The following is a 20,568-nucleotide window of genomic DNA, read 5'->3' as shown; positions in this document are numbered from 1 at the left end:
AAAACGGCCCGCGATATCTCCATCGCGGGCCGTGATGCTTCACCGTACAAGCCGGTGAATAGCGGAAAGCTTATTTGTCGCTATCTTTTTGTATTTTCTTAATAATATTGGTGGTCGAGCAGCCATCTTCAAAGTTGAGCACCAGCACTTCGCCGCCGTTAGCCCAGACCTCTTCACTGCCGGCGATCTGTTCCGGCTTATAATCGCCGCCTTTGACCAGCAGGTCCGGCAGGATGCCGGCAATCAGTCGCTGCGGGGTGTCTTCTTCGAAGGAGACCACCCAGTCGACGGCCTCCAGCGCCCCCAGCACGATCATCCGCTGCTCCAGCGGGTTCACCGGGCGGGTTTCGCCTTTCAGACGTTTGGTGGAGGCATCGCTGTTAACCGCCACGATCAGACGGTCGCCCAGCTTGCGCGCATTCGCCAGATAGGAGACATGGCCGGCATGCAGAATGTCGAAGACCCCGTTGGTCATCACCACTTTCTCGCCGCGCTTGCGCGCCGCCGCAACCGCCTGTTTGAGTTCCTCTTCGCTCATCACGCCAAAGCCGGTCTCAGCCCGGCCGCGGACCGCGTTTTCCAGCTCGACAGGGGAAACGGTGGAGGTCCCCAGCTTGCCGACCACCACGCCCGCCGCGGCGTTAGCGAAATAGCAGGCCTCTTCCAGGGTGTTGCCGGACGCCAGGGTCGCCGCCAGCACGCCAATCACCGTGTCGCCAGCGCCGGTCACGTCGTACACTTCCTGTGCCTGGGTCGGCATATGCAGCGGCGGACGCCCCGGCTGCAGCAGCGTCATCCCCTGCTCAGAACGCGTCACCAGCAGCGCCGACAGTTCAAATTCAGCGATGAGCTTCATGCCGCGTTCAACGATCTCCGCTTCATCCTGACACTTGCCCACCACCGCTTCAAACTCAGAGAGGTTCGGGGTGAGCAGCGTCGCGCCGCGGTAGCGTTCGAAATCAGTGCCTTTCGGATCGATCAGCACCGGCACACCCGCTTCACGTGCGAGCGCGATCATGGTCTGGACGCTGGTCAGCGCCCCTTTGGCGTAGTCCGAGAGGACCAGCGCGCCAATGGATCCCAGCGCCTGCTGAATGCGCTCGTGCATCGGCTGCGGATCCACGCCGGAGAAACCCTCTTCAAAGTCGAGGCGGATCAGCTGCTGATTGCGCGACAGCACCCGCAGCTTGGTGATGGTCGGGTGAGTCGGAACGGAGACGAAGTCGCACTTCACATTCACATTGGCCAGCGCCTGGCTCAGCGCGCGGGCAGCGTCGTCAATCCCGGTCAATCCCACCAGGCGCGACGTTGCCCCCAGGGAGGCGATGTTCATCGCTACGTTTGCCGCGCCGCCAGGACGTTCTTCGATATTTTCCACCTTCACCACCGGCACCGGGGCTTCCGGGGAAATACGACTGGTGGGGCCGTACCAGTAGCGGTCCAGCATCACATCACCCACCACCAACACTCCTGCACGTTCAAACTCCGGCAGCGTTACTTTCATGACTCTCTCCTGCGAGACGCAAACTTTGCGCGCGATAATAGCACACCCGATTTTATAGTTAAGCCATCAGCCACTTCTGCCAGCTGGCGCTGACCTGCTCACGCTCCCGGCTGAAGGCCTCTGGCGCCACGTGTCCCGGCAGCTCCTGCAGGGCCAGATGATGGAGCGCATCACGCAAGGTGGTGTACGCATGCGTTAAGGCGCGCGCCTCCTCCTCGTCCATGATGTCGTTCTGCGCCAGCAGCTCGAGAATACGCACGTTATCAGACCAGCGGGTCAGCTTCGGCTTGTCGCTGGCATAGCGTAGGACCAGATACTGGGTAATAAATTCAATATCCGTGATCCCACCGGCATCGGCTTTGATATCAAAACGATCGGGATGCTTGTTGCCAAGGTGGGCACGCATCTTCTCGCGCATCTCGCGAACCTCGGTCTGCAGGGTGGCGCCCTCCCGCGGGGTGGTCAGAATATCGCGACGAATGGCGTCAAAGCGCGCCTGCAGCGCCGGGTCGCCATAGACCACGCGGGCGCGCACCAGCGCCTGATGTTCCCACGTCCAGGCTTCGTTCTGCTGATAGTCAGCAAACGCGTCGGCGGTGGTGACCAGCATCCCGGCCGCGCCAGAAGGGCGCAGCCTGGCATCCACTTCGTAGAGAATACCGGACGAGGTACGGGTGCTAAACAGATGCATGATCCGCTGGGCCAGCCGCAGGTAGAACTGACGGCCGTCAATCTCCCGCTCGCCGTCGGTCATCACCTCCGCCGGGCAGTCATGGAGGAACACCAGATCGAGATCGGAGCTGTAGCCCAGCTCCCAACCGCCGAGCTTACCGTAGCCGACGACGGCAAAGCCGCGCCCCTGGCGATCGTGCAGGTGGGTCGGCTGGCCATAGCGAGCCACCATCTGCCCCCATGCCTGCTGCACCACCGCATCGAGGATCGCTTCGGCAAGCCAGGTTAAGTGATCGCTGACCTTCATCACCGGCAGGGTGCCAGCGATATCCGCCGCCGCGATATGCAGCTGCTGCGCCTGCTTAAACTGGCGCAACGCCTCCAGCTGCTGCTCTTCATCCTCTTCCGGCACACGCAGCAGGTACTGGCGCAGCTCGTCGCGATAGGCATCGGTCGCCGTCGGCTGATAGAGGGTGTTGGGATCCAGCAGCTCATCCAGCAGCAGCGGGTGGCGCGCCAACTGGCTGGCGACCATCGGCGACGCCGCGCAGAGCGTGATCAGGTGTTTCAGCGCGCCGGGGTATTCGCTCAGCAGTTCAAGATAAGTGGTGCGGGTGACGATGCCGGTCAACAGCGGCGTGATCCGCGCCAGAGGCAGCGGCGCATCGGCACGCGAGCAGATTTCGCTCAGCAGATGCGGCATCAGTTGATCCAGCACCTGGCGGCCGCGCGGGCCGATGGTGCGCCGATCCAGCTCTTTGCGGAAATCGGCAATCAGCGCCAGCACGCTGCGGCGGTCGGTATCGTTTAAATGCGCCAGCGCCGGGCTGGCGTCATCTTCTTCCAGCGCATCCTGCCACAGCTCGCGCCAGTACTCGGCCAGCTGCTCATCCGGGGACTGATCCTCATCATCGCCGATCAGTTCATTAAACACTCGCCGCACGTTGGCCATCTGGCTCGCCAGCTGCGCGCTCAGCGTCTCCCAGTCTTCGGTATGCATCCCCCACGCCAGCCTGGCGCGGTTAAGGTCATCCTGCGGCAGAGTCTGGGTCTGCTCATCGTTGATGCTTTGCAACAGGTTTTCCAGCCGGCGCAGGAACAGATAGGCCTCACGCAGCAGCGCCGCGTCGCCTTCCGGCAGCAGATGTAGCTCATCAATCGCCGCCAGCGTCGGCAGCAGGGCGCGCTGTTGCAGCGCAGGTTCGCGACCACCGCGGATCAGCTGAAAGACCTGAACGATAAACTCAATTTCGCGGATCCCGCCGGCGCCGAGCTTGATGTTATCTTTCAGCCCGCGGCGCCGCACTTCGCGGGCGATCATGCCTTTCATGTTACGCAGCGACTGGATCACGCTGAAGTCGATATAGCGGCGGAAGACGAAGGGACGGAGCATCGCGCGCAGCTCGCTGGCGTACACGCCGTCGTTATCTCCCATGATCCGCGCTTTCACCATCGCATAGCGTTCCCAGTCCCGACCCTGCTCCTGGTAATAATCTTCCAGCGCCGCAAAGCTGAGCACCAGCGGCCCACTGTCGCCAAACGGCCGCAGGCGCATGTCAACCCGATAGACAAAGCCGTCCTGCGTTGACTGGTCAAGGGCCTTGATCAGCCGCTGCCCCAGACGGGTAAAGAACTGGGCGTTATCCAGCTCGCGGCGGCCGCCGCGGGTGGCGCCATGCTCAGGCCAGGCAAAGATCAGATCGATATCGGAAGAGAAGTTCAGCTCGCCGCCGCCCAGCTTTCCCATCCCGAGGATCAGCAGCGGCTGCGGCTGGCCCTCGGCATTGCATGGCGTTCCCCACTCCTTACAGCAGGCGGCGTACAGCCAGTCGCGGGCGGCGACAATCAGCGTCTCCGCCAGCGCGCTCAGCTGCTGCAGAGTCTCTTCTTCGCTCACCAGCGACAACGCCTGCGCCCAGGCGATGCGGACCATCATCTGACGGCGGAAGAGACGCAGCTCTCGCATCAACCCCGCTTCGTCAGTAACTGCCTGCAGGCGATCCTGCAGCCAGGCCTCGTAATGCCGCCACTCTTCCGCCTCCGGCGAGGAGTCCGCAAGCTCATTCAGCCAGCCCGGCTGGGCGATCACACTCTGTTCGACAAAATCGCTGAACGCCATTACCGACCTGGCCTGTGGGCTCAGTTCGGCAACGGGAAAATCCGCTGGCAGACGGTCAGCGACCGTCTGCCAGTGCTGCTGTAATTGCGGAGAAAGCGGCATCATAAGGGCTCCCTGGCCTGAAATTATCGTTTTCCACTATGCAGCCAGAACGGCTCGGCAGCCAGCGCCTGGCGACGGAAATATTCAAAGACGCTGCGATCGTCATGTTCTATTGCACGGTGAAGCTCCTGCCAGTTCTCCAGCCACGGCGCGACGGCGTCGCCATAGGCGCCCGCCAGCAGCTGGACGCTGTCGATGTCACGGGACAGCTTCGGCAACTGGTCGGCGGCATCTTCGACCGCCAGATGTTGTACGGCGCTGCGCAGCTCGGCCGCCACCCGCGAGAGGTTAATATCGGCAAACCGTTTGAACGATCCGGCTATTTTTTTCTCTCCCGCCTCGTTGAGGAACGGACGCCAGCCGCGCTGGACCAGCCATTCGGTCAGAGCCAGTTTGGCGCCGACGACCTCGGTGCGGAATAACGCCTCATCGGCGGTGTCCGCGGCCAGCAGAACGGCTTCGGCATCGTTCAGCAAGGCGCGAAGCTGGGTGGTCGCCTTACGCGGCACGATGCCGCCGAACAGCACGAGGGCATGGCGCACGCGGGCTAACGCCAGCAGGATTTCCGCTTTGGCTTTCGCATTGCCGCGCAGCCATACTTCGTCGTGATACAGCCAGTGCGCCAGGGCGCTCTCCAGCGCCGCCTCCAGCCCCTGCTCCACGCTGGCCTTCGCTGGCACCGTTAGCACCGTCAGCGAGGTGACGGGACGCTCGCCATTGCCTTGCGCCAGATGATACCCGCGTGCAGCCTTGCTCAGGCTCCCCTGGCGCAGTACGCCGCTCTCCAGCAGACGGTGCGCAAGGCGCAGCAGATCGGCGGTCTCCCCGGCAAGCAGCTCCAGCTCCAGCTCGCAGATCGGCTCCTGATGTTCGCCAGCCTTCACTTCGCCGCGATCGAGGGCGATCTCAATCTCACCATTCCCTTCCTGTATCACCCAACGTTCACGGGCAAAATCAGTGCTGAACAGCGGCTGGACATGCTCCGCCAGCGCGGCCGGAAGCTCGCCTTGCGGCCAGACCTCCGCCGGCAGACGCTCAAGCGCCAGCTCCGGTTTATCCAGTGGAATGTTGTATTCCGGACGCTGGTGCAGTCCCCCCACCACCCGACCGGCGATTTTCAGCGTCATTTCATAACGCCCCTGGTCGCCGCGGATGCGCAGCCCCATATCGTGACGACGCAGCCAGTTATCGGCGGTTTCGTAATAAATGTTCAGTAACTGACCCGCAGGCGTATGTTTCGCCTCGAGCGCATTGAGCTGCTCGCGCAGCGTCTCTACCCCATTCTGAGCGACGATAAACTTGAGTTCGATTTCTTGAGCCATGACTGAATTCTTCCGCTTCTGTGCTGCGCCGACAAATTGCGGCGAACTTACGACGATATTTTTTGTCAGTAGATAGTATTTTGCGGCGAATCGCCATGCAACGCGCTTTTTGCCGGGCCACCTCCTGGATGATTCCGATTGTGGTGGAAAACTTTGCGTCGCTCTGGCGATGCCTCTACTATCGTTCCACTTTTTATGACCAAACGATGACCTGATGCCAAAATTACGCCTGATTACTTTTACTTTGCTCGCGCTTAGCGCCGCTACGGCGGTTCACGCAGAAGAAAAGCGCTACGTTTCCGATGAGCTGAACACCTGGGTTCGCAGCGGCCCGGGCGATAATTATCGTCTGGTCGGCACCATCAACGCCGGGGAAGAAGTGTCTGTGCTGCAGACAAACGACAGCACCAGTTACGCGCAGGTCCGCGACAGCAATGGCCGTACCGCCTGGATCCCGTTGAAAGAACTGAGCAATGAGCCCAGCCTGCGCACCCGCGTCCCGGATCTGGAAAACCAGGTCAAAACGCTGACTGATAAACTGAACAACATCGACGCCACCTGGAACCAGCGCACGGCGGATATGCAGAAGAAAGTCGCCGGCAGCGACAGCGCGATTAACGCGCTGAAGGACGAGAACCAGAAGTTGAAAAACGAGCTGGTGGTCGCGCAGAAGAAGGTGAATGCGGCGAATCTGCAGCTTGATGACAAACAGCGCACCATTATCATGCAGTGGTTCATGTACGGCGGCGGCGTGCTCGGCGTCGGTCTGCTGCTGGGTCTGGTGCTGCCGCATCTGGTGCCAAGCCGCAAACGTAAAGACCGGTGGATGAACTAATTCGTCTTCTCTGCCAGACTTACGTATCATCTTGCGAAAAACAGATACGGGAGAATCGGGCGTGAAGAGCTATCTGGTCGGCGGTGCAGTGCGCGATGCGCTATTAGGACTGCCGGTCAAAGACCGAGACTGGGTGGTGGTGGGCGCCACCCCGCAACAGATGCTTGACGCGGGCTACCAACAGGTAGGCCGCGACTTTCCCGTGTTCCTCCATCCGCAAAGCCGGGAGGAGTATGCCCTGGCCCGCACCGAACGCAAATCCGGCGCGGGCTATACCGGTTTTACCTGCTATGCCGCCCCGGACGTCACCCTTGAAGCCGATCTGCTGCGCCGCGACCTGACGGTCAACGCCCTCGCCCAGGATGCCGATGGCACGATCATCGACCCCTACGGCGGGCAAAACGATCTCCGCCTGCGCCTGCTGCGCCATGTCTCTCCCGCCTTTAGCGAAGATCCGCTGCGCGTGCTGCGTGTGGCGCGCTTTGCTGCCCGCTATGCGCATCTGGGCTTTCGCATTGCCGAAGAAACCCAGGCCCTGATGCATGCAATGGTTGAGGCCGGTGAGCTGGCGCATTTAACGCCGGAGCGGGTGTGGAAAGAGACGGAAAGCGCGTTAACCACCCGCAATCCGCAGGTCTTTTTCCAGACGCTGCGCGACTGCCAGGCTCTTAAGGTGCTGTTTCCGGAAATTGACGCGCTGTACGGCGTGCCGGCCCCGGCGAAGTGGCACCCGGAAATCGACACCGGCCTGCACACCCTGATGACCGTCACGATGGCCGCGATGCTGTCGCCGGATGTCGACGTGCGTTTCGCCACCCTGTGTCATGACCTCGGTAAAGGGCTGACGCCGAAAGCGCTCTGGCCGCGTCACCACGGCCATGGCCCGGCGGGCGTCAAGCTGGTAGAACAGCTCTGCGCGCGTCTGCGGGTGCCAAACGATATCCGCGATCTCGCGAAACTGGTGGCGGAGTACCATGACTTGATCCACACCCTGCCGATCCTGCAGCCGAAAACCCTCGTCAAACTCTTCGACAGCATTGACGCCTGGCGCAAACCGCAGCGCGTACAGCAGATAGCCCTGACCAGCGAAGCCGACGTCCGCGGACGCACCGGTTTCGAGGCCAGCGATTACCCGCAGGGGCGTCTGCTGCTGGAGGCATGGGAAGTGGCACTGTCGGTCTCCACCAAAGAGGTGGTGGCGGCGGGATTTAAAGGGGTGGAAATTCGCGAAGAGCTGACGCGGCGGAGAATTGCGGCGGTGGCGCAGTGGAAGGAACAACGTTGCCCCCAGCCGCAAGGCTGAGGGCACCAGGCCTTAGAAGAAGACCACGTAAACGGCTGCCGCCACGATAAAGCGGTAGATAGCGAACGGGATAAACGAGATCCGTTTGATCAGCTGCAGGAAAGTTTTAATCGCAATCAGCGCCACGATAAACGCCATCACGAAGCCGACGGCAAACATCGGGATATCGCCCGCGTTCAGGAAGCCGATGCTCTTGTAAACGTCCAGCACGGTGGCGCCCATCATCATCGGTACCGCCAGCAGGAAAGAGAACTCCGACGCCGCATAACGACTGACGCCCATCAGCATGCCACCGGAAATAGTTGCCCCGGAGCGCGAGAAACCCGGCCACAGCGCCAGGCACTGAAAGCAGCCGATGACAAACGCCTGACGATAGGTCATATCGTCAATGCCGACCGCGCGCGGCTGTTTCGGCTTGAGTACTTCCGCCGCAATCAGCAATACGCCGCCGACAATCAGGGCGTACATCACGTTTACCGGGTTAAATAAGGATTTAATGGTGTCGTGGAAAATCAGCCCCAGCACCACCGCGGGGATCATACCGAGGAGGATATGGATAAGCGACAAGCGACCGCTGCCTTTGCCTTCATGCTCCGGCGGCCTGCCGAAATGGATGCCGATCAAACCGAACAGACGACGCCAGAACATCACCACCACGGCGAGTATCGAGCCTAGCTGAATAACCACTTCAAAGGTATTTGCCGTATCACCTTCAAACCCCAGCAGGTGACCAACAATAATCATATGACCGGTACTGGAAACAGGTAAAAACTCTGTCAACCCCTCAACCACACCCAATATTGCCGCCACCAGCAGCGAGTGTATATCGCTCATTCAATTAAACCCTTTAAAAAGTAAAATGAAAAAAACCAGGAACACGCTATCGTTCAACAGACACAACCCGGCAGCCAGACCGCACAAGCCCCCCTCAGCGTACACGGAGTACACGAGGATTCGCTCACCGTCCTGAAAGAACATCGCCAGTTAAATTGCCTGATGACCGGATGCTATGACCGGTATAAACGCAATTTGTTTAACAAGTATGACTTGAAAAGTTTTGTTTCAGATTAAGGCCACGTTCAATAATCACACCGACATTTGCCGCGCGGGCCACGGCGCCAGGTTTGCTGACTTTAATACGCACCCATGGCGACTGGAATGTTTCCAGCAGCAGGTCGGCCACTTCTTCCGCCACCCGCTCCACTAACGCGAATTTCCCCCCCTCCACATGCGCGATCACTCGCTCGCTAATATCAGCATAGCTGAGGCAGTCGCTGACATCATCGCTGGCAGCAGCCTTGCGGTTATCCCATGCAATTTCGATATCGAACACCAGCTTCTGCTCAATGGTTTGTTCCCAGTCATAAACACCAATGGTGGTGATTACCGAAAGTTGCTCTATAAATACAATATCCATCACGCCCTGCCTGCTTTTTAGCTAAACCGGATACCACTTCCGGCGAATTATGCGTATTATCCACAGATGCAGAGAATACAACGACATTTTCAAAACGGAACAGCGTTATGAGTGCAATCGCGCCTGGACTGGTACTCCTCGCCTACCTCTGCGGCTCCATTTCCAGCGCCATTCTGGTATGTCGCCTTGCTGGCCTGCCCGACCCACGCGACAGCGGCTCAGGCAACCCCGGGGCCACTAACGTACTACGAATTGGCGGAAAAGGGGCGGCCGTAGCGGTACTTATTTTTGATGTGCTGAAGGGCATGCTCCCGGTGTGGGGCGCCTGGGCGCTGGGCCTTACGCCGTTCTGGCTGGGGTTAGTGGCGATTGCCGCCTGCGTAGGCCATATCTGGCCCATCTTCTTTCATTTTCGCGGTGGCAAAGGCGTCGCCACGGCCTTCGGTGCTATCGCGCCCATCGGTCTCGATCTGACCGGGGTGATGGCCGGGACCTGGCTGCTGACCATCCTGCTCAGCGGCTACTCGTCCCTTGGCGCTATCGTCAGCGCGCTTATCGCCCCTTTCTACGTCTGGTGGTTTAAACCGCAGTACACCTTTCCGGTGTCGATGCTCTCCTGCCTGATCCTCCTGCGCCATCATGACAACATTCAGCGTCTGTGGCGTCGCCAGGAGAGCAAAATCTGGCCCCGGGTGAAGAAGAAAAAAACGCCAGAGCAGAAGTAATCTCCCCTCCCGGCCCCCCATGCCGGGGGGATCCTCGGTCCGGTTTACCCATCTCACCCGCACTTTTGCTCCACGTCGTCATGATACGCGGTAATCGCCGCATCCCCCTTTTGTAACAACGCGTTAGCCGTGACTAAAAGCAAAAGTTCCGCCGCCTGCTGGCATCGCGGACGGGTCCGTCCTCCCGCCTTATCCGCCGCGGCCAGTCGGCAGATAAGGATATTGACGGCAAAGATTATCCGGGTGAATAATTCAGAGCGGTTATGCCGCTTTCCCCTCGCGCCCGTCGCGACGCGCCGGGTAACGGATGACATAAGCGTTTCATATGACCGGGATAATCACCCACCGATCAATACTCATTGCTGCTGTTTTATCTTGATTTTGCAGGGGCGCAACATTGCACGGCACCGTGTTACCACCACTCAAAAAAGGCTGGCAGGCTACGCTGGATCTCCGCTTTCAGCAGGCCGGAGGCAAGACCGTTCTCGCCCGCGCCCAACACGTCGGCCCGCTGACCGTCCAGCGCCCGTTTTACCCGGAAGAAGAGACCTGTCACCTCTATCTGCTTCACCCGCCCGGCGGCATCGTCGGCGGTGATGAGCTGACAATTAGCGCCCACGTTGACCCCGGCTGCCATACGCTGATAACCATGCCTGGCGCCAGCAAGTTTTACCGCAGCAGCGGCGCGCAAGCGCTATTGCGCCAGCAGTTGACGCTCGCCCCGCAGGCGACCCTGGAGTGGCTCCCGCAGGATGCCATCTTCTTTCCCGGGGCGAATGCCCGGCTGTCCACCACCTTTCATCTTTGCGCCTCCAGCACGCTGCTGGCCTGGGATCTGCTCTGCCTTGGCCGCCCGGTGATTGGCGAAACCTTCAGCCACGGCACCCTCAGCAACCGGCTGGAAGTGTGGGTGGATGACATACCGCTGCTGGTTGAGCGCCTGCACCTGCAGGAGGGAGAGCTGTCCAGCGTCGCCGAACGTCCCTGGGTTGGCACTTTGCTGTGCTATCCGGCTACCGATGCCCTGCTCGACGGGGTGCGCGATGCGCTGGCACCGCTCGGTCTCTACGCTGGCGCCAGCCTGACCGACCGCCTGCTGACGGTGCGTTTCCTCAGTGACGATAATCTGATTTGCCAGCAGGTGATGCGCGACGTCTGGCAGTTTCTGCGCCCTCATCTCACCGGCAAGTCTCCCGTACTTCCCCGAATCTGGCTGACTTAAGAGAACGTTATGGAACTGACCCCCCGAGAAAAAGACAAGCTGTTGCTGTTTACCGCCGCGCTGGTGGCGGAACGCCGCCTGGCCCGCGGCCTGAAGCTCAACTATCCGGAGTCCGTGGCCCTGATCAGCGCTTTTATTATGGAAGGCGCCCGCGACGGCAAAAGCGTGGCCTCACTGATGGAGGAAGGCCGTCACGTCCTGACCCGCGAGCAGGTGATGGAGGGCGTCCCGGAAATGATCCCGGATATCCAGGTCGAAGCCACCTTTCCGGACGGCTCGAAGCTGGTCACCGTTCACAACCCGATTATCTGAGGTAGCGCCATGATCCCCGGTGAATATCACGTTAAGCCCGGTCAGATAGCCCTGAATACCGGCCGGGCGACCTGTCGCGTGGTCGTTGAGAACCACGGCGATCGACCGATTCAGGTCGGTTCGCACTACCATTTCGCCGAGGTCAACCCGGCGCTGAAGTTCGACCGTCAGCAGGCCACTGGCTATCGCCTGAATATCCCGGCCGGCACGGCGGTACGTTTTGAACCCGGCCAGAAACGCGAGGTCGAGCTGGTGGCCTTCGCCGGTCACCGCGCCGTCTTCGGCTTCCGCGGCGAGGTCATGGGCCCTCTGGAGGCAACTGATGAGTAATATTTCACGCCAGGCCTATGCCGATATGTTCGGCCCCACCGTCGGCGACAAGGTGCGCCTGGCGGATACCGAGTTGTGGATCGAGGTGGAAGATGATTTGACCACCTACGGAGAAGAGGTCAAATTCGGCGGCGGCAAAGTGATCCGCGACGGGATGGGCCAGGGACAAATGCTGGCCGCCGACTGTGTCGACCTGGTGCTCACCAATGCGCTGATCGTCGATCACTGGGGGATCGTCAAGGCCGATATCGGCGTGAAGGACGGGCGGATCTTCGCCATCGGCAAAGCCGGTAACCCCGACATCCAACCCAACGTCACCATCCCCATCGGCGCCGCGACGGAAGTGATTGCCGCCGAAGGCAAGATCGTCACCGCCGGCGGGATCGATACCCATATTCACTGGATCTGTCCGCAACAGGCGGAAGAGGCGCTGGTCTCCGGCGTGACCACCATGGTCGGCGGCGGCACCGGCCCGGCCGCAGGCACCCACGCCACCACCTGTACCCCGGGCCCGTGGTATATCTCACGCATGCTGCAGGCGGCCGACAGCCTGCCGGTCAATATCGGCCTGCTGGGCAAGGGCAACGTTTCTCAGCCGGATGCCCTGCGCGAGCAGGTGGCGGCGGGCGTCATTGGCCTGAAAATCCACGAGGACTGGGGCGCCACGCCGGCGGCGATCGACTGTGCGTTAACCGTCGCCGATGAAATGGATATTCAGGTCGCCCTGCACAGCGACACCCTCAATGAGTCCGGTTTTGTGGAAGACACCCTCGCCGCCATCGGCGGGCGCACCATACACACCTTCCATACCGAAGGGGCCGGCGGCGGCCATGCGCCGGACATCATCACCGCCTGCGCCCATCCGAACATTTTGCCGTCGTCCACCAACCCAACGCTGCCCTACACCCTCAACACCATCGATGAACATCTCGATATGCTGATGGTCTGCCACCATCTGGACCCGGACATTGCCGAGGACGTGGCCTTTGCCGAGTCGCGCATTCGCCGGGAAACCATCGCCGCGGAAGACGTGCTGCACGACCTCGGCGCCTTCTCGCTCACCTCCTCCGATTCGCAGGCCATGGGTCGCGTCGGGGAAGTGGTCCTCCGCACCTGGCAGGTGGCGCACCGCATGAAGGTACAGCGCGGAGCGCTGGCGGAAGAGACTGGGGATAACGACAACTTCCGCGTGAAGCGCTATATCGCCAAATACACGATCAACCCGGCGCTGACCCACGGCATCGCGCACGAAGTCGGATCCATTGAGGTGGGTAAGCTGGCGGACCTCGTGGTCTGGTCACCAGCCTTCTTTGGTGTGAAACCCGCTACCGTGATCAAAGGCGGCATGATCGCCATCGCGCCGATGGGCGATATCAATGCCTCGATTCCGACCCCGCAGCCGGTGCATTACCGTCCGATGTTTGGCGCCCTGGGCAGCGCTCGTCATCACTGCCGCCTTACCTTCCTGTCGCAGGCGGCGGCGGACAACGGCGTTGCCGAGCGGCTGAACCTGCACAGTGCGATCGCCGTAGTGAAAGGCTGCCGTACGGTGCAGAAAGCCGACATGGTGCACAACAGCCTGCAACCTAACATTACCGTCGACGCGCAAACCTATGAGGTGCGGGTGGATGGGGAACTCATCACCAGCGAGCCGGCAGACGTTCTGCCGATGGCGCAACGGTATTTTCTGTTTTAAGGAGAGCGGATGCTTTATTTAACTCAACGTCTGGAGATCCCCAGCGCCGCGACCGCCAGCGTTACGCTGCCGATTGATGTTCGCGTCAAAAGCCGGGTTAAGGTCACCCTCAACGATGGCCGGGAAGCCGGCCTGCTGCTGCCCCGCGGCCTGCTGCTGCGCGGCGGCGATGTGCTCAGCAACGAAGAAGGCACCGAGTTTGTGCAGGTGATTGCCGCTGATGAAGGGGTGTCGGTGGTGCGCTGCGACGATCCGTTTATGCTGGCGAAGGCCTGCTACCACCTCGGCAACCGTCACGTGCCGCTGCAGATCATGCCGGGCGAGCTGCGCTACCATCACGATCACGTGCTGGACGATATGCTGCGCCAGTTCGGCCTGACGGTGACCTTTGGCCAGCTGCCGTTCGAGCCGGAAGCCGGCGCTTACGCCAGCGAAAGCCACGGTCATCATCATGCTCATCATGCCCACCACGCTCACAGCCACTAGCATGTCGACAGCGGAACAACGCCTGCGGCTGATGCAGCTGGCCAGCAGCAACCTGCCGGTAGGTGGTTACAGCTGGTCCCAGGGGCTGGAGTGGGCTGTGGAAGCCGGCTGGGTACCGGATGTCGCGGCTTTCGAGCGCTGGCAGCGGCGGCAGATGACGGCGGGCTTTTTTACCGTTGACCTGCCGCTGTTCGCCCGCCTGTACCGCGCCTGCGAACAAGGCGATATCGCTGCGGCCCAGCGCTGGACCGCCTATCTGCTGGCCTGCCGGGAAACCCGTGAGCTGCGGGACGAAGAGCGCAACCGCGGCGCGGCGTTTGCCCGTCTGCTGAGCGACTGGCAGCCGGACTGTCCGCCGCCGTGGCGCACGCTGTGCCAGCAAAGCCAGCTCGCCGGGATGGCCTGGCTCGGCGTTCGCTGGCGCATCGCGCTGCCCGAGATGGCCCTCAGCCTGGGCTACAGCTGGATTGAGAGCGCCGTGATGGCTGGCGTCAAGCTGGTGCCCTTCGGCCAGCAGGCCGCCCAGCAGCTGATTTTACGTCTTTGCGACCACTACGCGGCCGAGATGCCCCGCGCGCTGGCCACGCCGGACGGCGATATCGGATCGGCCACCCCGCTCGCCGCCATCGCCTCTGCCCGGCATGAAACCCAATACTCCCGATTATTCCGTTCCTAGGAGAAGCCATGAATTCTTATAAACACCCACTGCGCGTCGGCGTCGGCGGCCCGGTCGGCTCCGGTAAAACCGCTCTGCTGGAAGCGCTGTGCAAAGCGATGCGCGATACCTGGCAGCTGGCGGTGGTCACTAACGACATCTATACCAAAGAAGATCAGCGTATCCTTACCGAAGCGGGCGCGCTGGCGCCTGAACGCATTGTCGGTGTGGAAACCGGCGGCTGCCCGCATACGGCGATCCGCGAAGATGCCTCGATGAACCTCGCTGCCGTGGAAGCACTGAGCGAAAAATTCGGTAACCTCGACCTTATCTTCGTGGAAAGCGGCGGCGACAACCTGAGCGCCACCTTCAGCCCGGAGCTGGCGGATCTGACCATCTACGTCATCGATGTGGCTGAAGGGGAGAAGATCCCGCGCAAAGGCGGGCCGGGGATCACCAAATCCGATTTCCTGGTGATCAATAAAACCGACCTTGCCCCCTATGTGGGCGCGTCGCTGGAAGTGATGGCGAGCGATACCCAGCGTATGCGCGGCGATCGCCCATGGACCTTCACCAACCTGAAGCAGGGCGACGGCCTGAGCACCATTATCGCCTTCCTTGAAGACAAAGGCATGCTCGGCAAATAGACCTTTTGCACCAGCCGGGCGCAGGCGCGTCCGGATGGTGCAGCCCCTGCTCTCTCTTCTATCACCCTGCACCACCCTCCCCGCCACGCCTGCCCTGCAATATGGCATAAGGTTTGCTAATTCAAGTCATGCCTAACCATTAAGGAATGACTATGTCATCACTGGATCTCAACCCTGAATTACCTGCGACAACGCGGACTTCCGGCTCCCGGGAAACCTTAGAAGATTACACCTTGCGTTATGCCCCGCTGAGCTTCCGCCGCTGGGGACCTGGCGTCGTCGCGGTCACGGCGCTGGGCGGCATCGCCTACCTGGCCGACTTTTCCATCGGCGCCAGCATCGGTATGGCCTGGGGTACCAGCAACGCCATCTATTCGATCCTGGTGGCGGCGCTGGTGATCTTCCTCACCGGCATTCCGCTGGCGATCACCGCCGCGCGCTACAACATTGACCTTGACCTGATCACCCGCAGCGCCGGCTTCGGCTATTTCGGCTCGGTGATCACCAGTATTATTTTTGCCGGCTTCACCTTTATCTTCTTCGCCCTTGAAGGCTCGATCATGGCCCAGGGGCTGCTGGTGGGCCTCGGGATCCCCCTGTGGATGGGGTATCTGATCGCCACCCTGATGGTGCTCCCGCTGGTGGTCTATGGCATGAAAGCCCTGACCCGCCTGCAGGTGTGGACCACTCCGCTATGGCTGGTGCTGATGGTGGTGCCGGTGGTGTGGCTGATTGTCAAAGATCCGCAACTGGTGGACGGCTTCCTGCATTTCGCCGGTAAAAACAGCGCGTCGACGGTGGATATCACCGCCATCATGCTCGGCGCCGGGGTATGCCTGTCGCTGATCATGCAGATTGGCGAGCAAATTGATTACCTGCGCTTTATGCCGCCTAAAACCGCTGAGAACCGTAAAAGCTGGTGGCTGGCGGTCTTTTCCGCCGGCCCGGGCTGGGTGGTGTTAGGCGCGATCAAACAGATCATCGGCGCCTTCCTCGGCTTCTATCTATTGACCCGTTTCCCGGCGGTGCACAATACCGAACCAGTGCAGCAGTTCGTCAGCGTCTTCGATAACCTGGTGCCCGGCTGGCTGGCTCTGACGCTGGCGGTGGTGCTGGTGGTGATCTCGCAGATCAAAATTAACGTCACCAATGCCTACTCCGGCTCGCTGGCGTGGACCAGCGCCTGGACCCGCACCACCAAACGCTATCCGGGACGGATTATTTTTGTGGTGGTCAACCTGGCGATTGCCCTGGCGCTGATGGAAGGTGATATGTTCAGCGCCCTGTCGTGGATCCTCGGCTTTTACTCCAACTTCGCCATCGCCTGGGTCGTGGTGGTGGCGACCGACATCACCTTTAATAAAGGCCTGCTCAAGCTGGCGCCGGCGCAGCCGGAGTATCGTCGCGGCATGATCTACAACGTTAACCCGGTGGGCGTGGTCTCCTTTGGCCTGGCCGCCGGGCTATCGATCTGCGCCTTCTTCGGCCTGCTGGGCGCGACGCTGGCACCGTTCTCGCCGCTGATTGCGCTGGTCGTCGCCTTTGTCATGACCCCGCTGATGGGGATCCTTACCCGCGGGCGCTACTATATTAAGCAGGTGGATGACGGCATCGCCGAACCGCGCTATGACGCGGCGGGGAACGCCTCCACCACCGTGTATCAATGCGTTAGCTGTGAGGAAGAGTATGAGCGCCCGGACGTGATGCACTCGCACAAGCATCAGGGAGCGATCTGTTCGCTGTGTAAAAGTATGGAGTAGTCAGGAAGGCAGGCCGACGTGACGTCGGCCTGTTTCAGGAGGCGTTAGGCGGCAGGCAGCTCGGCCAGCGGCCAGCGCGGGCGAACCGTCACGCCGAGCTCGGCTTTGGCGCCGGTTTGCAGACGCACCATGCCAGCGTAGGCAATCATCGCGCCGTTGTCAGTACAGAACTCAGGGCGGGCGTAGAACACCTCGCCGCCGCGTTTTTGCATCATCTCCGCCAGCTTCGCCCGCAGGGTACGGTTGGCGCTCACGCCTCCCGCCATCACCAGACGCTTAAAGCCGGTTTGCTCCAGCGCGCGGCGACATTTAATCATCAGCGTATCGACGACCGCATCCTCAAACGCGCGGGCGATGTCGGCGCGGGTTTGCTCATCGTCGCCATTATTACGAATGGTGTTGGCGGCGAAGGTTTTCAGGCCCGAGAAGCTGAAATCGAGCCCCGGACGGTCGGTCATCGGCCGCGGGAAGACGAAGCGGCCTTCGGTGCCCTGAGCGGCCATTTTCGACAGCATCGGTCCGCCGGGATAATCCAGCCCCAGCAGTTTCGCCGTCTTATCAAAGGCTTCGCCCGCCGCATCGTCAATCGACTCGCCCAGCAGTTCATACTGACCAATACCGGTGACGCTAATCAACTGGGTGTGGCCGCCGGAAACCAGCAGCGCCACGAACGGGAACGCCGGCGGGTTATCTTCCAGCATCGGCGCCAGCAGATGCCCTTCCATATGGTGTACCGGGATCGCTGGCACGTTCCAGGCGAAGGCCAGCGACCGGCCAACGGTCGCCCCGACCAGCAGCGCCCCAACCAGGCCAGGGCCCGCCGTATAGGCCACGGCGTCAATATCTTTCGCCGTCAGACCGGCTTCTTTCAGCGCCGCCTGGATCAGCGGCACCGTTTTGCGCACATGGTCGCGCGATGCCAGCTCCGGCACCACGCCGCCGTAATCCGCATGCAGTTTCACCTGACTATACAATTGGTTGGCTAACAGACCTTGCTGGTCGTCATAAATCGCGATGCCGGTTTCATCGCAGGATGTTTCAATGCCCAGTACACGCATGAGTTGTTTTACCTCGCTTCAATACCGCGCAGTGTAGGTCCAATGACCGGCGATGTAAAACTTTGCTCACCCCTGGTGCTCTGTTCGTGTATACTCCTCACCCTTATAAAAGTCCCTTTCAAAAAAGGCGCCGGTGCTTTACAAAGCAGCAGTAGTTGCAGTAAAATTCCGCACCATTTTGAAATAAGCTGGCATTGCGGCCAGCGGCAAACCGAATTAATCAAAGGTGAGAGGCACATGCCGGTAATTAAAGTACGTGAAAACGAGCCGTTCGACGTAGCTCTGCGTCGCTTCAAGCGTTCCTGCGAAAAAGCAGGTGTTCTGGCGGAAGTTCGTCGTCGTGAGTTCTATGAAAAACCGACTACCGAACGTAAGCGCGCTAAAGCTTCTGCAGTGAAACGTCACGCGAAGAAACTGGCTCGCGAAAACGCACGCCGTACTCGTCTGTACTAATCTGTTGAGAGCGACGCTCTCAATTCAGACCGAGTTGTAGTTGTAAGGCCGTGCTTCCGAAAGGAATGCGCGGCTTATTTTCGTTTATAGTCATCAGAAATAACGGGGCTTATGGCTGGACGAATTCCACGTGTATTTATTAGCGATCTGCTTGCCAGAACCGACATCGTCGATTTGATCGATGCGCGGGTAAAGCTGAAAAAGCAGGGCAAAAATTTTCACGCGTGCTGTCCGTTCCATAACGAAAAAACCCCCTCTTTCACCGTCAATGGTGAAAAACAGTTTTACCACTGCTTCGGCTGCGGGGCGCACGGCAATGCTATCGACTTCCTGATGAACTACGACAAGCTCGAGTTCGTGGAAACGGTCGAAGAGCTGGCCGCCATGCACAACCTCGAAGTGCCTTATGAAGCAGGCAACGGACCCAGCCAGATAGAGCGCCATCAACGGCAAAATCTCTACCAGTTACTGGATGGTCTGAATGCGTTTTACCAACAGTCTCTGATGCAGCCCGCCGCCGACCCTGCGCGCCAGTACCTGGCAAAACGGGGGTTAAGCAGCGAGGTGATTACGCGCTTTGCCATCGGCTATGCTCCCCCCGGGTGGGATAACGTTTTAAAACGTTTTGGCGGCAATCAAGAAAACCGCCAGTCGCTTATTGATGCCGGCATGCTGGTCACCAACGATCAGGGACGCAGTTATGACCGCTTCCGCGAACGGGTGATGTTCCCCATCCGCGATAAGCGAGGCCGGGTGATTGGGTTTGGCGGACGAGTGCTGGGCGATGCCCTGCCGAAGTATCTGAACTCCCCGGAAACCGACATATTCCATAAAGGCCGCCAGCTGTATGGCCTGTATGAAGCACAGCAGGACAACCCCGAACCACCGCGTTTGCTGGTTGTCGAAGGGTATATGGACGTCGTAGCGCTGGCGCAATACGACATCAACTATGCCGTGGCCTCGCTGGGTACCTCGACCACGGCCGACCATATCCAGCTGCTGTTTCGGGTGACCAATAACGTCATCTGCTGCTACGACGGCGATCGGGCTGGCCGCGATGCCGCCTGGCGCGCGCTGGAGACGGCGCTACCGTACATGACCGATGGTCGCCAGCTGCGTTTTATGTTTCTGCCTGACGGCGAAGACCCGGATACGCTGGTGCGTAAAGAGGGCAAAGCGGCGTTTGAGGCGCGGATGGAGCAGGCTCAGCCGCTCTCCACGTTCTTGTTTAACAGCCTGCTGCCGCAGGTCGATCTGAGTACCCCGGACGGGCGCGCGCAGCTGAGCACGCTGGCGCTGCCGCTGATCACTCAGGTACCCGGCGAAACGCTGCGCATCTATTTGCGTCAGGAACTGGGCAACAAGCTGGGCATTTTAGATGACGCACAGCTTGAACGTTTAATGCCAAAACAGTCTGAAAATGGCGCGCCGCGTCCCGTACCACAGCTAAAACGCACGACCATGCGTATACTGATAGGACTGCTGGTGCAAAACCCGGATCTGGCGCCGTTAGTCCCACCGCTGGAGGGACTGGACTCGCGCAAAATGCCAGGGCTTAGCCTGTTCAGCGAACTGGTGAAAAGCTGTCTGGCGCAGCCTGGTCTGACAACCGGGCAACTTTTAGAGCAATATCGCGGCACAAAAGAGGCCGCAACCCTTGAAAAACTGTCGATGTGGGACGATATAGCAGATAAAGATATCGCTGAACAGACCTTCACCGACTCGCTCAATCATATGTTTGATTCACTGCTGGAACTGCGACAAGAAGAGTTGATAGCTCGCGATCGCACACACGGTTTAAGCAGTGAAGAACGCCGGGAACTCTGGACTATCAGCCAGGAGCTGGCGAAAAAATAAATGACAGACAACATCATTCACGTTGTATCAAGGCAGCAAGAAAACGCAGAACAACGTGAAGGATCAGAATTTAACGGCTTAAGTGCCGAGTAT

20 protein-coding genes and 1 pseudogene are annotated in these 20,568 nt (G+C 60.2%); 14 read left to right on the top strand and 7 right to left on the bottom strand.

Going from position 1 to position 20,568, the window contains the following annotated elements; all coding sequences use genetic code 11:
* Window positions 1–70: 70 nt before the first annotated feature.
* From hldE to CWM57_RS17705, 3 genes are read right to left on the bottom strand one after another with little or no spacing between them, the layout of a single operon-like run.
* On the bottom strand, window positions 71–1,504 hold the full coding sequence (gene hldE, locus CWM57_RS17715; protein WP_008806524.1) for a bifunctional D-glycero-beta-D-manno-heptose-7-phosphate kinase/D-glycero-beta-D-manno-heptose 1-phosphate adenylyltransferase HldE: 1,434 nt from the start codon (window positions 1,502–1,504) through the stop codon (window positions 71–73).
* A 58-nt stretch (window positions 1,505–1,562) separates the two neighbouring features.
* The gene (gene glnE, locus CWM57_RS17710; RefSeq protein WP_165784220.1) at window positions 1,563–4,400 is read right to left on the bottom strand and encodes a bifunctional [glutamate--ammonia ligase]-adenylyl-L-tyrosine phosphorylase/[glutamate--ammonia-ligase] adenylyltransferase; all 2,838 of its coding nucleotides are present in this window, start codon (window positions 4,398–4,400) and stop codon (window positions 1,563–1,565) included.
* Between the two features lie 20 nt (window positions 4,401–4,420).
* Window positions 4,421–5,719, bottom strand: a complete 1,299-nt coding sequence (locus tag CWM57_RS17705; protein WP_100676276.1) for an inorganic triphosphatase — start codon at window positions 5,717–5,719, stop codon at window positions 4,421–4,423.
* Between the two features lie 214 nt (window positions 5,720–5,933).
* Here CWM57_RS17705 and CWM57_RS17700 point away from each other — a divergent pair, with 214 nt between their 5' ends.
* Window positions 5,934–6,554 carry a TIGR04211 family SH3 domain-containing protein gene (locus CWM57_RS17700; RefSeq protein ID WP_008806527.1) on the top strand — a complete coding sequence of 207 codons (621 nt, stop codon included), beginning with the start codon at window positions 5,934–5,936 and terminating at the stop codon, window positions 6,552–6,554.
* 61 nt (window positions 6,555–6,615) lie between these two features.
* Window positions 6,616–7,857 carry a multifunctional CCA addition/repair protein gene (locus CWM57_RS17695; RefSeq protein ID WP_100631764.1) on the top strand — a complete coding sequence of 414 codons (1,242 nt, stop codon included), beginning with the start codon at window positions 6,616–6,618 and terminating at the stop codon, window positions 7,855–7,857.
* Window positions 7,858–7,869: 12 nt separating this feature from the next.
* Here CWM57_RS17695 and bacA read toward each other — a convergent pair whose 3' ends face one another.
* Both bacA and folB read right to left on the bottom strand, forming a co-directional pair.
* Window positions 7,870–8,691, bottom strand: a complete 822-nt coding sequence (gene bacA / locus CWM57_RS17690; RefSeq protein WP_061153280.1) for an undecaprenyl-diphosphate phosphatase — start codon at window positions 8,689–8,691, stop codon at window positions 7,870–7,872.
* A gap of 199 nt (window positions 8,692–8,890) precedes the next feature.
* Entirely contained in the window at window positions 8,891–9,274 is a 384-nt protein-coding gene (gene folB, locus CWM57_RS17685) for a bifunctional dihydroneopterin aldolase/7,8-dihydroneopterin epimerase (RefSeq protein ID WP_032733826.1), read from the bottom strand.
* Window positions 9,275–9,381: 107 nt separating this feature from the next.
* Here folB and plsY point away from each other — a divergent pair, with 107 nt between their 5' ends.
* Together plsY and CWM57_RS28355 are read left to right on the top strand one after the other, a co-directional pair.
* Window positions 9,382–9,999 carry a glycerol-3-phosphate 1-O-acyltransferase PlsY gene (plsY, locus tag CWM57_RS17680; RefSeq protein WP_061153279.1) on the top strand — a complete coding sequence of 206 codons (618 nt, stop codon included), beginning with the start codon at window positions 9,382–9,384 and terminating at the stop codon, window positions 9,997–9,999.
* Window positions 10,000–10,154: 155 nt separating this feature from the next.
* Window positions 10,155–10,250 (top strand): hypothetical protein, encoded by a 96-nt coding sequence (locus tag CWM57_RS28355; RefSeq protein WP_319823390.1) that lies wholly within the window; start codon window positions 10,155–10,157, stop codon window positions 10,248–10,250.
* Window positions 10,251–10,323: 73 nt separating this feature from the next.
* Here CWM57_RS28355 and CWM57_RS28225 read toward each other — a convergent pair.
* Window positions 10,324–10,407, bottom strand: a pseudogene (locus CWM57_RS28225) (short-chain dehydrogenase); the annotation flags it as partial.
* Here CWM57_RS28225 and CWM57_RS17670 point away from each other — a divergent pair.
* The 8 genes from CWM57_RS17670 to CWM57_RS17635 all read left to right on the top strand — a co-directional run bounded on the left by CWM57_RS17670 (window position 10,397) and on the right by CWM57_RS17635 (window position 17,107).
* Window positions 10,397–11,221: an urease accessory protein UreD gene (locus CWM57_RS17670; protein WP_074387567.1), complete on the top strand. Its 825-nt coding sequence runs from the start codon at window positions 10,397–10,399 to the stop codon at window positions 11,219–11,221. The pseudogene CWM57_RS28225 and the gene CWM57_RS17670 overlap by 11 nt on opposite strands.
* Window positions 11,222–11,230: 9 nt before the next feature.
* A complete protein-coding gene (locus CWM57_RS17665; RefSeq protein WP_002916871.1) occupies window positions 11,231–11,533 on the top strand; it encodes an urease subunit gamma in 303 nt (100 codons plus the stop codon).
* Window positions 11,534–11,542: 9 nt separating this feature from the next.
* Window positions 11,543–11,863 (top strand): urease subunit beta, encoded by a 321-nt coding sequence (locus CWM57_RS17660; protein ID WP_061153276.1) that lies wholly within the window; start codon window positions 11,543–11,545, stop codon window positions 11,861–11,863.
* Entirely contained in the window at window positions 11,856–13,559 is a 1,704-nt protein-coding gene (gene ureC, locus CWM57_RS17655; RefSeq protein WP_061153275.1) for an urease subunit alpha, read from the top strand. Before CWM57_RS17660 ends, ureC begins: the two co-directional genes overlap by 8 nt.
* Before the next feature lie 9 nt (window positions 13,560–13,568).
* The gene (gene ureE, locus CWM57_RS17650) at window positions 13,569–14,045 is read left to right on the top strand and encodes an urease accessory protein UreE (protein WP_100676275.1); all 477 of its coding nucleotides are present in this window, start codon (window positions 13,569–13,571) and stop codon (window positions 14,043–14,045) included.
* A 1-nt stretch (window position 14,046) separates the two neighbouring features.
* The gene (locus CWM57_RS17645) at window positions 14,047–14,721 is read left to right on the top strand and encodes an urease accessory protein UreF (protein ID WP_100676274.1); all 675 of its coding nucleotides are present in this window, start codon (window positions 14,047–14,049) and stop codon (window positions 14,719–14,721) included.
* A gap of 8 nt (window positions 14,722–14,729) precedes the next feature.
* Window positions 14,730–15,347: an urease accessory protein UreG gene (ureG, locus tag CWM57_RS17640; RefSeq protein WP_002916877.1), complete on the top strand. Its 618-nt coding sequence runs from the start codon at window positions 14,730–14,732 to the stop codon at window positions 15,345–15,347.
* Window positions 15,348–15,499: 152 nt separating this feature from the next.
* Window positions 15,500–17,107, top strand: coding sequence for a purine-cytosine permease family protein (locus CWM57_RS17635; RefSeq protein WP_032731264.1), 1,608 nt, complete (start codon window positions 15,500–15,502; stop codon window positions 17,105–17,107).
* Window positions 17,108–17,151: 44 nt separating this feature from the next.
* Here CWM57_RS17635 and tsaD read toward each other — a convergent pair whose 3' ends face one another.
* On the bottom strand, window positions 17,152–18,165 hold the full coding sequence (tsaD, locus tag CWM57_RS17630) for a tRNA (adenosine(37)-N6)-threonylcarbamoyltransferase complex transferase subunit TsaD (protein ID WP_008806537.1): 1,014 nt from the start codon (window positions 18,163–18,165) through the stop codon (window positions 17,152–17,154).
* A 237-nt stretch (window positions 18,166–18,402) separates the two neighbouring features.
* Here tsaD and rpsU point away from each other — a divergent pair, with 237 nt between their 5' ends.
* Both rpsU and dnaG read left to right on the top strand, forming a co-directional pair.
* Window positions 18,403–18,618, top strand: coding sequence for a 30S ribosomal protein S21 (rpsU, locus tag CWM57_RS17620; protein WP_001144069.1), 216 nt, complete (start codon window positions 18,403–18,405; stop codon window positions 18,616–18,618).
* A gap of 111 nt (window positions 18,619–18,729) precedes the next feature.
* Window positions 18,730–20,475, top strand: coding sequence for a DNA primase (gene dnaG, locus CWM57_RS17615; RefSeq protein ID WP_061153271.1), 1,746 nt, complete (start codon window positions 18,730–18,732; stop codon window positions 20,473–20,475).
* Window positions 20,476–20,568 lie beyond the last annotated feature (93 nt).

Source organism: Klebsiella sp. G-Nf4, assembly GCF_002810615.1.
Taxonomy (GTDB): Bacteria; Pseudomonadota; Gammaproteobacteria; order Enterobacterales; family Enterobacteriaceae; genus Klebsiella; species Klebsiella variicola.
This window is presented reverse-complemented; position numbering and strand designations above follow the sequence as displayed.

What these genes read in the sequence shown, in the direction of transcription:
- ureE (WP_100676275.1), top strand. Translation starts at nt 13,569, where the DNA reads ATGCTTTATTTAACTCAACGTCTGGAGATCCCCAGCGCCGCGACCGCC.
- CWM57_RS17660 (WP_061153276.1), top strand. Translation starts at nt 11,543, where the DNA reads ATGATCCCCGGTGAATATCACGTTAAGCCCGGTCAGATAGCCCTGAAT.
- tsaD (WP_008806537.1), bottom strand. Translation starts at nt 18,165, where the DNA reads ATGCGTGTACTGGGCATTGAAACATCCTGCGATGAAACCGGCATCGCG.
- CWM57_RS17645 (WP_100676274.1), top strand. Translation starts at nt 14,047, where the DNA reads ATGTCGACAGCGGAACAACGCCTGCGGCTGATGCAGCTGGCCAGCAGC.
- CWM57_RS17700 (WP_008806527.1), top strand. Translation starts at nt 5,934, where the DNA reads ATGCCAAAATTACGCCTGATTACTTTTACTTTGCTCGCGCTTAGCGCC.
- bacA (WP_061153280.1), bottom strand. Translation starts at nt 8,691, where the DNA reads ATGAGCGATATACACTCGCTGCTGGTGGCGGCAATATTGGGTGTGGTT.
- glnE (WP_165784220.1), bottom strand. Translation starts at nt 4,400, where the DNA reads ATGATGCCGCTTTCTCCGCAATTACAGCAGCACTGGCAGACGGTCGCT.
- rpsU (WP_001144069.1), top strand. Translation starts at nt 18,403, where the DNA reads ATGCCGGTAATTAAAGTACGTGAAAACGAGCCGTTCGACGTAGCTCTG.
- folB (WP_032733826.1), bottom strand. Translation starts at nt 9,274, where the DNA reads ATGGATATTGTATTTATAGAGCAACTTTCGGTAATCACCACCATTGGT.
- dnaG (WP_061153271.1), top strand. Translation starts at nt 18,730, where the DNA reads ATGGCTGGACGAATTCCACGTGTATTTATTAGCGATCTGCTTGCCAGA.
- CWM57_RS17635 (WP_032731264.1), top strand. Translation starts at nt 15,500, where the DNA reads ATGTCATCACTGGATCTCAACCCTGAATTACCTGCGACAACGCGGACT.
- CWM57_RS17665 (WP_002916871.1), top strand. Translation starts at nt 11,231, where the DNA reads ATGGAACTGACCCCCCGAGAAAAAGACAAGCTGTTGCTGTTTACCGCC.
- plsY (WP_061153279.1), top strand. Translation starts at nt 9,382, where the DNA reads ATGAGTGCAATCGCGCCTGGACTGGTACTCCTCGCCTACCTCTGCGGC.
- CWM57_RS17705 (WP_100676276.1), bottom strand. Translation starts at nt 5,719, where the DNA reads ATGGCTCAAGAAATCGAACTCAAGTTTATCGTCGCTCAGAATGGGGTA.
- hldE (WP_008806524.1), bottom strand. Translation starts at nt 1,504, where the DNA reads ATGAAAGTAACGCTGCCGGAGTTTGAACGTGCAGGAGTGTTGGTGGTG.
- ureG (WP_002916877.1), top strand. Translation starts at nt 14,730, where the DNA reads ATGAATTCTTATAAACACCCACTGCGCGTCGGCGTCGGCGGCCCGGTC.
- ureC (WP_061153275.1), top strand. Translation starts at nt 11,856, where the DNA reads ATGAGTAATATTTCACGCCAGGCCTATGCCGATATGTTCGGCCCCACC.